This window comes from Paracoccus sp. J39 (assembly GCF_000518925.1).
In the GTDB taxonomy this organism is placed as follows: domain Bacteria; phylum Pseudomonadota; class Alphaproteobacteria; order Rhodobacterales; family Rhodobacteraceae; genus Paracoccus.
This window is the reverse complement of the sequence record NZ_JAEN01000005.1, coordinates 211,969-221,917: the sequence shown is the minus strand read 5'-3', so window position 1 is coordinate 221,917 and position 9,949 is coordinate 211,969. Positions and strand designations below refer to the sequence as shown.

The 9,949-nt window shown below is 68.7% G+C and carries 13 protein-coding genes; 8 read left to right on the top strand and 5 right to left on the bottom strand.

Annotated elements, in window-relative coordinates:
* A partial coding sequence (glyA, locus tag L632_RS0107390; protein ID WP_028713778.1) for a serine hydroxymethyltransferase occupies positions 1 to 1,246 on the top strand: 1,246 nt, incomplete at its 5' end.
* Between the two features lie 18 nt (positions 1,247 to 1,264).
* On the opposite strand, the gene L632_RS0107385 is transcribed toward glyA, so the two are convergent.
* Positions 1,265 to 1,624, bottom strand: coding sequence for a hypothetical protein (locus tag L632_RS0107385; protein ID WP_230376230.1), 360 nt, complete (start codon positions 1,622 to 1,624; stop codon positions 1,265 to 1,267).
* 100 nt (positions 1,625 to 1,724) lie between these two features.
* Between L632_RS0107385 and L632_RS0107380 the strand changes: the two genes are divergently transcribed.
* Positions 1,725 to 2,492 (top strand): alpha/beta fold hydrolase, encoded by a 768-nt coding sequence (locus tag L632_RS0107380; RefSeq protein WP_156933631.1) that lies wholly within the window; start codon positions 1,725 to 1,727, stop codon positions 2,490 to 2,492.
* A gap of 27 nt (positions 2,493 to 2,519) precedes the next feature.
* Here the strand turns inward: L632_RS0107380 and L632_RS0107375 are convergent, their stop codons facing one another.
* Positions 2,520 to 2,822: a hypothetical protein gene (locus L632_RS0107375; RefSeq protein WP_028713827.1), complete on the bottom strand. Its 303-nt coding sequence runs from the start codon at positions 2,820 to 2,822 to the stop codon at positions 2,520 to 2,522.
* A 112-nt stretch (positions 2,823 to 2,934) separates the two neighbouring features.
* On the opposite strand from L632_RS0107375, the gene L632_RS0107370 reads away from it, so the two are divergent.
* Positions 2,935 to 3,078 carry an entericidin A/B family lipoprotein gene (locus L632_RS0107370; RefSeq protein ID WP_028713828.1) on the top strand — a complete coding sequence of 48 codons (144 nt, stop codon included), beginning with the start codon at positions 2,935 to 2,937 and terminating at the stop codon, positions 3,076 to 3,078.
* An 8-nt stretch (positions 3,079 to 3,086) separates the two neighbouring features.
* Here L632_RS0107370 and L632_RS0107365 read toward each other — a convergent pair whose 3' ends face one another.
* Positions 3,087 to 3,407, bottom strand: coding sequence for a TraR/DksA C4-type zinc finger protein (locus L632_RS0107365; protein ID WP_028713829.1), 321 nt, complete (start codon positions 3,405 to 3,407; stop codon positions 3,087 to 3,089).
* A gap of 263 nt (positions 3,408 to 3,670) precedes the next feature.
* On the opposite strand from L632_RS0107365, the gene L632_RS23775 reads away from it, so the two are divergent.
* On the top strand, positions 3,671 to 3,865 hold the full coding sequence (locus L632_RS23775; RefSeq protein WP_036714297.1) for an entericidin A/B family lipoprotein: 195 nt from the start codon (positions 3,671 to 3,673) through the stop codon (positions 3,863 to 3,865).
* Positions 3,866 to 4,375: 510 nt separating this feature from the next.
* On the opposite strand, the gene lepA is transcribed toward L632_RS23775, so the two are convergent.
* Both lepA and L632_RS0107350 read right to left on the bottom strand, forming a co-directional pair.
* Positions 4,376 to 6,175 carry a translation elongation factor 4 gene (gene lepA, locus L632_RS0107355; RefSeq protein ID WP_028713830.1) on the bottom strand — a complete coding sequence of 600 codons (1,800 nt, stop codon included), beginning with the start codon at positions 6,173 to 6,175 and terminating at the stop codon, positions 4,376 to 4,378.
* A gap of 41 nt (positions 6,176 to 6,216) precedes the next feature.
* Positions 6,217 to 7,122: a DMT family transporter gene (locus tag L632_RS0107350; protein ID WP_036697533.1), complete on the bottom strand. Its 906-nt coding sequence runs from the start codon at positions 7,120 to 7,122 to the stop codon at positions 6,217 to 6,219.
* Between the two features lie 103 nt (positions 7,123 to 7,225).
* Between L632_RS0107350 and L632_RS0107345 the strand changes: the two genes are divergently transcribed.
* The 4 genes from L632_RS0107345 (at position 7,226) to L632_RS0107330 (ending at position 9,882) form a co-directional block, all read left to right on the top strand.
* Positions 7,226 to 7,411, top strand: a complete 186-nt coding sequence (locus L632_RS0107345; protein ID WP_028713832.1) for a heavy-metal-associated domain-containing protein — start codon at positions 7,226 to 7,228, stop codon at positions 7,409 to 7,411.
* A 168-nt stretch (positions 7,412 to 7,579) separates the two neighbouring features.
* The gene (locus tag L632_RS0107340; protein WP_028713833.1) at positions 7,580 to 7,885 is read left to right on the top strand and encodes a hypothetical protein; all 306 of its coding nucleotides are present in this window, start codon (positions 7,580 to 7,582) and stop codon (positions 7,883 to 7,885) included.
* A gap of 7 nt (positions 7,886 to 7,892) precedes the next feature.
* A complete protein-coding gene (locus L632_RS0107335; protein ID WP_028713834.1) occupies positions 7,893 to 8,573 on the top strand; it encodes an NAD-dependent deacylase in 681 nt (226 codons plus the stop codon).
* Positions 8,574 to 8,739: 166 nt separating this feature from the next.
* A complete protein-coding gene (locus L632_RS0107330; protein ID WP_028713835.1) occupies positions 8,740 to 9,882 on the top strand; it encodes an alpha-D-ribose 1-methylphosphonate 5-triphosphate diphosphatase in 1,143 nt (380 codons plus the stop codon).
* Positions 9,883 to 9,949 lie beyond the last annotated feature (67 nt).

Genomic DNA, 9,949 nt, shown 5'->3' with positions numbered 1-9,949 from the left:
CCGCGACCCTGCCATTTTCGGGGCGATCCGCCAGGAGCTTGGCCGCCAGCGCGACGAGATCGAGCTGATCGCGTCCGAGAACATCGTTTCGAAGGCGGTGCTTGAGGCGCAGGGCTCGGTCCTGACCAACAAATATGCCGAAGGCTATCCCGGCAAGCGCTATTACGGCGGCTGCCAATATGTCGACGTGGTCGAGGAGCTGGCCATCGAACGCGCCAAGCAGCTCTTCGATTGCGGCTTCGCCAATGTCCAGCCGAACAGCGGCAGCCAGATGAACCAGGCGGTGTTCCTGGCGCTGCTGCAGCCGGGCGACACCTTCATGGGGCTCGACCTGAATTCGGGCGGCCACCTGACGCATGGCTCGCCGGTCAACATGTCGGGCAAGTGGTTCAACGTCGTCAGCTACGGCGTGCGCCAGCAGGACCAGCTGCTGGACATGGAGGAGATCCGCAAAAAGGCCCATGAGACGAAGCCCAGGCTGATCCTGGCCGGCGGCACCGCCTATTCGCGGATCTGGGACTGGGCCGAATTCCGCAAGATCGCCGACGAGGTGGGCGCCTGGCTGATGGTCGACATGGCCCATATCGCCGGGCTGGTGGCGGGCGGCCAGCATCCCTCGCCGCTGCCGCATGCCCATGTGGTGACCACGACCACGCATAAATCGCTGCGCGGCCCGCGCGGCGGCATGGTGCTGACCAACGATGCCGAGATCGCCAAGAAGATCAACTCGGCCGTGTTCCCCGGCCTGCAGGGCGGCCCGCTGATGCATGTGATCGCCGCCAAGGCGGTGGCCTTCGGCGAGGCGCTGCGCCCCGAGTTCAGGGACTATGCCGCGCAGGTCGTCGCCAATGCCCGCGCCATGGCGGACGAGCTGATGCGCGGCGGCATCGACATCGTCTCGGGCGGCACCGACAACCACCTGTGCCTGGCGGACCTGCGCCCCAAGGGCGTGACCGGCAAGGCGACCGAGGCGGCCCTGGGCCGCGCCCATATCACCTGCAACAAGAACGGCGTGCCCTTCGATCCCGAGAAGCCCTTCGTGACCTCGGGCATCCGTCTGGGCGCCCCGGCCGGCACCACGCGGGGCTTCAAGGAGGAGGAGTTCCGCCAGATCGCCCGCTGGATCGTCGAGGTGGTGGACGGGCTGGCCGCGCATGGCGAGGCGGGCAATGCCGAGGTCGAGGCCCGCGTCAAGGCCGAGGTCGAGGCGCTTTGCGCGCGCTTCCCGCTTTACAGCGGCATGTGAGCCCGCCGCGGCGCAGGCTCAGACCAGCCCGCGCCGCACCATGATCCACAGCGCAACGCAGGCCAAAAGCAGCAGCCCGAAAAGAACGCTGGACGCCAGGGAGAGCGCGCCGCCCTGCAGCCGCGATCCCTGCCCCAGCGGCCGCAGATAGCCCGTCAGCGCCCTGTGCGCCCGCGCCAGCCGCTCGAAATCGACCTGCCGCGCCAGCTTCGGCTGGCCTGCCATGCGGTCGGCCTCGGCCATGAAGCGCGCCTCGCGCCGCAGGCGCCGCGGCAGCGCCCCGCCGCGCTTGCGCAGCATGCTTTCCAGATCGGCCTGCTGGCCGCGCCGCAGGCCGCCGAACCGCGCCGCCATCAGGCTGGCCACCTCGTCGGCCATCGGCCGGATCCTCTCGATGCCCATCGCCCCCACCAATCCCGTTTTTCGGCAAGGCTAACGCCTCTGGCGCCGCTTCGCCAGTGCCGTTAGGTTGCGGGCCATGATGCTGAACACGACCGTCACAGGAACAGATTCGGATCGGCCGCCGGTGCTGCTGGCACATGGGCTGTTCGGTTCGGGGCGCAATCTGGGCGGCCTCGCCCGCCGGCTGGCCGAGACCCGGCGGGTGATCTCGGTCGACATGCGCAACCATGGCGACAGCTTCCACGACCCCGATCACGGCTATCCCGCCCTGGCGGGCGACCTGGCCGAGGTGATCGCCGCGCAGGGCGGCCAGGCGGACGTCCTGGGCCATTCGATGGGGGGCAAGGCCGCGATGATGCTGGCGCTGACCCGCCCGGAGCTGCTGCGCCGCCTGGTGGTCCTGGACATCGCGCCCTTTGCCTATGGCCACAGCCAGAGCGACCATATCGATGCGATGGAAGCGGTGGACCTGACCGGCCTGCGCCTGCGCTCCGAAGCCGATGCGCGGCTGGCCGAACGGATCGCCGATCCGGGCGTGCGCGCCTTTCTGCTGCAATCTCTGGACCTGAAGGCCGATCCGCCGCGCTGGAAGTTCAACCTGCCCGCGCTGCGCGACCAGATGCCCCGGCTGACCGGCTGGCCCGACGTTCCCAAGGGCAGCTTTACCGGTCCGGCCCTGTTCCTTGCCGGCGCGGAGTCGGACTATTGCCGGGCGCCGCAGGTCCAGGCGATCCGCGAGCATTTCCCGCAGGCCGAGATCCGCGTCATTCCCGGCGCCGGGCATTGGCTCCATGCCGACCGCCCGGCCGAGATTGCCGAGGCGGTCGCGGAATTTCTGGACTGACCGGGCCGCAGCGCCCCCGGTGCAGGTTCAGCCGCCGGGACAGCGCAGCGACAGCCGCGCCTCGCCGGTATCGCCGGGAATGCGGCTGCGCAGGCTGTTCGGGATCGCCGTGCAGCCGGTCGTGCGCTCGGCCGCGATCACCATGAGCGCCGGCACCGGCGCGCGTTCGCGGCGCGTCAGATAGCCCAGCCGGATCACCTCTGCCTGGGGGCCGTCGTGAAACACGGCGAAGCGGATCCCGTCCAGCGTGATGTCGTGCCGCGTGGCGCCCAGGAATTGCGGTGCCGGCGAGGCGCAGGCCGAAAGGAACAGGACAAGCATCAGAATCATACGCATGCCGCCTGTCTAGCAGCCCGCGGTTAAGAGGCCGTTAACGCCCGCCGGAACCGGCTTCGGTCGCGGGCGTTATAACCGGAAAGCAAACCCTGGCAGGAGATTGAATATGCAACGAATCCTTCATGCGGCGCCTGTGCTTGCCCTGCTTGCTCTGGCCGCCTGCCAGACGGTGCAGGGGGCGGGACGCGACATTCAGAGCGCAGGGCAGGTGATCACGCGGGAAAGCCACGAGGCCCAATCCGGCATGTGATCGCGGCCTTAACCCCGCGGCGCGCAGCCGGCGCAGAACGGCGTATCGGGCAGCAGGTCCAGCCTTGCCGGCTGGACGGTGTCGCCGCAGCGCGTGCAGAACCCGTATTCGCCCTCTTCCATGCGGCGAAGGGCGGCGTCGATCCGGCGCAACTCGACCTGTTCGGCATTGCCAAGGGCTTGAAGGACCTCGTCATCCTCCTGCTCGACGGCGGCCTCTCCCCACTCCTGCGGCAGCGGGGCGTCGAGCTCGTCCCGGATGCGGGCAAGATCGGCGACGATGGCCTCGCGGCGCGCGGCGAGAGTGGCCTTGCGGGCATTCAGATCCATGCAGATTCTCCTGTCGGCTGCCGATTCAAAGCATGATCCGGCGATGCCGCCTTTGATTTGCATCAATCCGCGACCTTTTTCCTGCGACCGGCCCGGTCCGGCAGGCGGCACCGAGCCGGGCATCGGCCGGGATCCGCCGGAAACCCCGCTGCGGGCGGGTCATTCCTTGCCGATTGCGGCGGGGGACGCCGCGCTCTGGCTTGAGGGGGTTCTTGGCTGGTTTAGGCTTCGCGCAGAAACGAGCAGCAAGAAAGGAACAAAAAATGCGTCGGATTCTGACGATCGGTTTGCTGATGGCAGGGATGGCGGTCGCAGGCTGCGAAACCATGCAGGGCGCGGGGCGCGACATGCAGACCGCCGGGCAACTGCTGAGCGAGCAGGCCGCCAACAGCCAGGTGCAGATGGGACAGGACCCCTATGCGCCGCCGCCAGTGACAGCGGCACCCGCGCCCTACTGACCCAGGATATCGCCGCCGCGAAAACGCTGGCGGGCGGTGCTGCGAAGCCGGGCAGGCGCGGCGGCGGCCATGCGGCCAACGCCGGCCGGTTTGCGGCATCGGCCGACGATGGCCGGCCCCTTCCGGGCAAGGCCAGGGTGTCCAACCGCGCTTCCGGCCGGCCGGGATCGAGATCCCCTTTCAGCGCCGCCGCGCGAGGTCACGAGCCATGGCGGGGATATCGAGGCGCAGCAGGCTGGGACGCCGAACGGGCCGCCCTCGCGGCGATGGGAAGACGGCGCCCCGCAGCACCCGGCGCGCCAAGGCCAAGGCTGCGCAGACCGCCACGCCGCAGCGGATGAACGGTGTGCCCGGCGGTCCCGAGCTGCCGCGAGCGGCAGGAGAGGCCAAGACCGGCGACCGGGACGATGGTGTCAGGTCGCGAAGGCCCGGAGCATGACGGCAAGAGGCATAGCGGGGGGCATGGCCTTGCAGCCTGGTCGAGAGAGAGGGGGACGCGGCCTTGTCTTCTCAGCCGTCCATCTTCAGCGCCTGGATGAAGGCGGTCTGCGGGATCTCGACCTTGCCGAACTGGCGCATCTTCTTCTTGCCGGCCTTCTGTTTCTCCAGCAGCTTCTTCTTGCGGGTCGCGTCGCCGCCGTAGCATTTCGCGGTCACGTCCTTGCGCATCGCCGACAGCGTCTCGCGCGCGATGACGCGGCTGCCGATGGCCGCCTGGATCGGGATCTTGAACATGTGCCGCGGGATCAGCTCCTTGAGCTTTTCCACCATCGCCCGGCCGCGCGATTCGGCGCGGTCGCGATGCACCATGATCGACAGCGCGTCCACCGGCTCATCGTTCACCAGAATCGACATCTTCACCAGATAATCCTCGCGGTATTCGCTGATCTGGTAGTCGAAGCTGGCATAGCCCTTGGTCACGGATTTCAACCGGTCGTAGAAGTCGAACACCACCTCGGCCAGCGGCAGGTCATAGACCACCATGGCGCGGTTGCCGGCATAGGTCAGGTCCATCTGGATGCCGCGCCGGTCCTGGCAGAGCTTGAGCACGTCGCCCAGGTATTCGTCCGGCACCATGATCGTGGCCTTGATGCGCGGCTCCTCGATATGGTCGACATAAGTCAGGTCGGGCATGTCGGCGGGGTTGTGCAGCTCGCGCACCTCGCCGTCGCGCATGTGCAGCCGGAACACCACCGAGGGCGCGGTGGTAATCAGGTCCAGGTCGTATTCGCGCTCCAGCCGGTCGCGGATCACTTCCAGGTGCAGCAAGCCCAGGAAGCCGCAGCGGAAGCCGAAGCCGAGCGCGGCCGAGGTCTCCATCTCGTAGCTGAAGCTGGCGTCGTTCAGGGCCAGCTTCTCGATGGCGTCGCGCAACGCCTCGAAGTCGTTGGCATCGACCGGGAAGAGGCCGCAGAACACCACCGGCTGGGCGGGCTTGAAACCCGGCAGCGGCTTATCGGTGCCCTTGCGCTCATGCGTGATGGTGTCGCCGACGCGGGTGTCGCGCACCTGCTTGATCGAGGCGGTCAGCACGCCGATCTCGCCCGGGCCAAGCTCGGCGATGTCCTGCATCTGCGGACGCAGCACGGCGAGCTTGTCGATGCCGTAGACGGCATTGGTCTGCATCATGCGGATGCGGTCGCCCTTGCGGATCACCCCGTCCATGACCCGGATCATCACCACGACGCCCAGATAGGGGTCATACCACGAATCGACCAGCATCGCCTTCAGCGGCGCGTCGCGGTCGCCCTTGGGGGCCGGCAGGCGGGTGACGATGGCCTCAAGCACGTCGGGGATGCCCAGCCCGGTCTTGGCCGAGATCTCGATGGCGTCATGGGCATCGATGCCGATCACGTCCTCGATCTGCTCCTTGACGCGGTCGGGCTCGGCGGCGGGCAGGTCGATCTTGTTCAGCACCGGCACGATCTCGTGCCCGGCATCGATGGCCTGATAGACATTGGCCAGCGTCTGCGCCTCGACCCCCTGCGTCGCATCCACCACCAGCAGGCTGCCCTCGACCGCGCGCATGCTTCGGCTGACCTCATAGGCGAAGTCCACATGGCCGGGGGTATCGATCAGGTTCAGCACATAGGTGCGCCCGTCCTTCGCCGGATATTCGATGCGCACGGTGTTGGCCTTGATGGTGATGCCCCGCTCGCGCTCGATATCCATGCTGTCGAGCAGCTGGGCCTTCATGTCGCGTTCGGCGACCGTGCCCGTCAGTTGGATCAGCCGGTCGGCCAGGGTGGATTTGCCGTGGTCGATATGGGCCACGATCGAGAAATTGCGGATGAGGTCAAGGTCGGTCATGGCCGGGCTATACTAGGGCTTTGGCGTTGCGGAAAGAGGGTTCATGCGGCGGTGACGAAACCGGCCTCGCGCAGCCGGCGGCGGCGCAACGCGGCCTCGCGCCACATGGTGTAGCAGCCCGAGGCGACGATGATCGCGGCGCCGGTCAGCGTCGGCGCATCCGGACGCTCGCCAAAGACCAGGAAGGCGAGGATCAGGGCGAAGACCAGCCGCGCATAGCGATAGGGGGCGAGCGCCGAGGCCTCGCCCAGCCGGGTGGCGGCCACCAGCAGCGCATAACCCCCGACGCCGACGGTGATGCAGGCCAGGAACAGCAGCCATTGCCGCAGGCTCGGCATGACGAAGTCCTGCCCCAGCACCAGCCCCATCAGCACCGAGGCGATCAGGATGGCGAAGAAGGCCGAGGCGGCGAGCTGGTCGGAATGGATATGCGCCGGCACGCGGCGGGTGGCGATGTCGCGTGCCGCCAGCCCCAGCACCGCCAGCAGCGCCATCAGCGACACCGGCTGGAACCCCGCCAGCCCCGGCCGGATCACCAGCAGCACGCCGAGGAAGCCGGCGATGATCGCGCTCCAGCGCCGCCAGCCGACCGGCTCGCCCAGAAACAGCGCCGCGCCCAGCACGATGGCCAGGGGCAGCGCCTGCATGATCGCCGAGGTCGATGAGAGTTCCGTCAGCGCCAGCGCCACGACGATGCCGATCGAGCCCACCGCCTCCATCAACCCGCGGAACAGCACGATGGGGCGGATCAGGTCGCGGGTGAACAGCCGCCCGCCCTTGAGCTTCAGCATGGCGCCGAAGGCGAGAAAGCCCAGCAGCCCGATCAGGCCCAGCACCTGCGCATAGGGCAGTTCGGCCGCAAGCAGCTTGATGAACATGTCCTCGAAGGCGAAGAGCACCATCGAGACGACCATCAGGATCGCGCCACGGAAGTTTTCGGTGACCATCGGTCGCAGCCTCATGAGGGGGAGTTGCGCCCGCGGCGCCGCGACGCGATCATAGGCTGGTTCCCGGGCAAGTGAAAGTCCGGGCGGGCAAGGGGATGAACCGATGAAATTCCGCGTCGAGGATATGAGCTGCGGCCATTGCACCACCGCCATCGAAAAGGCGGTGGCCGAGGCGGGGGGCCGGGCCGCCTGCGACCTGCCTTCGCGCAGCGTCGCGGTCGAGGGGCTGGATGCCGCCCGCGCCGAGCAGGTGATTCGCGAGGCGGGCTATACTCCACAGCCCGCCTGACGGCATATCTTGCGGTCCCGGCGGCCGCAGCCGCCATCCTTGGCACGGCCCGGCGTGCCTGCCGCAATTGAGAGGCAATGCGGCTTCTGCTAAGCTTTCCCGGATAAGATCCGCGGCCGAAAGAGGGTGCCCAGCCCCGCCGCCGCGGCATGAGCCGAGGAGACAGAGATGTTCAACCGAGTGATGATCGCCGCCGCGGCGGTGGTGCTGACCGCGCCGCTCGCCGTCGCCGGTCCGATCGATTCCGCCTGCGTGCGTTCCGAACGCGGCGCCCGCAACGGCCAGGCTTGCCGCTGCATCCAGCAGGTCGCCGACCAGACGCTGTCGCGCGCCGACCAGCGCCGCGCCGCCCGCTTCTTCCGCGACGCCGATGCGGCGCAAGAGGTGCGGATGTCGAAAAGCGACGCCGACAACGCCTTCTGGGCGCGCTACAAGAATTTCGCCGCCACGGCCGAGGCCTATTGCTCGAACTGAGGCGCCGATGCGGATCACCGTCCTGACCGGGGCCGGCATCTCGGCCGAAAGCGGGATCCGCACCTTCCGCGCCACGGACGGCCTGTGGGAAGCGCATCGCATCGAGGATGTGGCCACACCCGAGGGCTTCCGGCGCGACCCCGTGCTGGTGCATCGCTTCTACAACATGCGCCGCGCCGATGCCGCCCGCGCCCAGCCCAATGCCGCGCATCGCGCGCTGGCCCGGCTGGCGCAGCATCACCAGGTCACGCTGGTCACCCAGAACGTCGACGATTTGCACGAACGCGGCGGCTCGCCCGAAGTGATCCACATGCATGGCAGCCTGCTGGGCGCGCTCTGCGCCGGCTGCGGGCATCGCTGGCCGGCGGCGCTGGTGATGCGGGCGCTGGACCCCTGCCCCGGCTGCGGCAAGGCGCTGACCCGGCCCGACATCGTCTGGTTCGGCGAGATTCCCTATCACATGGAGCGGATCTGGGCGGCGGTCGAACAGGCCGAGATCTTCGCCGCCATCGGCACCTCCGGCCAGGTCTATCCGGCTGCCGGGCTCGCGCAGCACGCCCGCCGCGCCGGCGCCCGCACGGTGGAACTGAACCTGGCCGCCTCGGCCGTCGCAGGCGATTTCGCCGAGCACCGCACCGGCCCCGCGACCGAGATGGTGCCGGCCTGGGTGGACGCGCTCTGCGGCTGAGCCTTTCCGCATCTTCTCTGTTTTCCAAATACCCCGGGGGAATGCCGGGCCGGCCCCGTCGAGGGGTCGGCCCGGCGTGGGGGCAGAGCCCCCGCCGCCCCCGCCGCGCTTGACCACGGCGCCGCGATCGGCCACCCCTTGCCTGCCGAAACCCGAAAGTCCGCAGATGACCCGAACCATCCTCGCCAATGCCCGCCTGATCCTGCCCGAGACCGTGACTCCCGGGGCCGTGGTGATCGAGGACGGCGCCGTCGCCGAGATCCTGCCGGGCGCGGCCGTCCCCGCCGGCGCCCTGGACATGGGCGGCGACTTCCTCGCCCCCGGCATGGTCGAGCTGCATACCGACAATCTCGAGCGCCACATGCGCCCGCGCCCGGGCGTGAACTGGCCCCATGCCGGCGCCATCCTGGCGCATGACGCGGAACTGGCGGGCTGCGGCATCACCACCGTCTTCGACGCCATGCGCGTGGGCTCGATCCCGAGCGAGGGGCCGGACGAGGATTACGACAAATATGCCCGCGAGCTGGCGCATGAACTGGCCGCCATCCGCGCCCGCGGCGTGCTGCGCATCAGCCATTTCCTGCATCTGCGCGCCGAGGTCTGCTCGCAGACCCTGCTGGCCGAGCTGGACGAGTTCGGCCCCGAAGACCGGGTCGGGATCATCAGCCTGATGGACCACACCCCGGGCCAGCGCCAGTTCCGCGACATCGCCAAGCTCGCGCAATACGTGCAGGGGAAATACAAGCTTTCCGACGCGGAATTCGCCGATCACGTCGCCCGGCTGAAGGCCCTGCGCACCCGGTTCGGCGATGCGCATGAGGCGGCGGCGGTCGAGATCGCGCATCGGCTGGGCGCGGTGCTGGCCAGCCATGACGACACCACCGCCGAACATGTAGCGGTCTCGGCCGGCCACGGCGTGCGTCTGGCCGAGTTCCCGACCACGCCCGAGGCGGCGACAGCCTGTCACGCCCATGGCATCATGGTGATGATGGGGGCGCCGAACCTGATCCGCGGCGGCAGCCATTCCGGCAATGTCTCGGCCGCCGATCTGGCGCGGGCCGGGCATCTGGATATCCTCAGCTCGGATTACGTGCCCTCGGCCCTGCTGGCCGGGGCGCTGATCCTGGCGCGGATCTGGGACGACCTGCCGCGCGCCATGGCGACGGTCACCGCCAATCCGGCCCAGGCGGCGGGGCTGGTGGATCGCGGCCGGATCGCGCCGGGGCTGCGCGCCGACCTGATCCGCTTCGCGATGATGGACGACACCCCGGTGATGCGCGAGACCTGGGTGCGCGGTCGCCGCGTCTGACTCCATCTTACTTGCGTAAATTCGCATATATCTTGATCTGGATCAAGCCACGCCGCTTCCGGCCGGG

Bases quoted from the DNA above. Each gene is read 5' to 3' on its own strand.
- L632_RS0107385 (WP_230376230.1), bottom strand. From the start codon at position 1,624: ATGGCCGACGAGGTGGCCAGCCTGATGGCGGCGCGGTTCGGCGGCCTG.
- L632_RS0107380 (WP_156933631.1), top strand. From the start codon at position 1,725: ATGATGCTGAACACGACCGTCACAGGAACAGATTCGGATCGGCCGCCG.
- L632_RS0107375 (WP_028713827.1), bottom strand. From the start codon at position 2,822: ATGATTCTGATGCTTGTCCTGTTCCTTTCGGCCTGCGCCTCGCCGGCA.
- L632_RS0107370 (WP_028713828.1), top strand. From the start codon at position 2,935: ATGCAACGAATCCTTCATGCGGCGCCTGTGCTTGCCCTGCTTGCTCTG.
- L632_RS0107365 (WP_028713829.1), bottom strand. From the start codon at position 3,407: ATGGATCTGAATGCCCGCAAGGCCACTCTCGCCGCGCGCCGCGAGGCC.
- L632_RS23775 (WP_036714297.1), top strand. From the start codon at position 3,671: ATGCGTCGGATTCTGACGATCGGTTTGCTGATGGCAGGGATGGCGGTC.
- lepA (WP_028713830.1), bottom strand. From the start codon at position 6,175: ATGACCGACCTTGACCTCATCCGCAATTTCTCGATCGTGGCCCATATC.
- L632_RS0107350 (WP_036697533.1), bottom strand. From the start codon at position 7,122: ATGGTCACCGAAAACTTCCGTGGCGCGATCCTGATGGTCGTCTCGATG.
- L632_RS0107345 (WP_028713832.1), top strand. From the start codon at position 7,226: ATGAAATTCCGCGTCGAGGATATGAGCTGCGGCCATTGCACCACCGCC.
- L632_RS0107340 (WP_028713833.1), top strand. From the start codon at position 7,580: ATGTTCAACCGAGTGATGATCGCCGCCGCGGCGGTGGTGCTGACCGCG.
- L632_RS0107335 (WP_028713834.1), top strand. From the start codon at position 7,893: ATGCGGATCACCGTCCTGACCGGGGCCGGCATCTCGGCCGAAAGCGGG.
- L632_RS0107330 (WP_028713835.1), top strand. From the start codon at position 8,740: ATGACCCGAACCATCCTCGCCAATGCCCGCCTGATCCTGCCCGAGACC.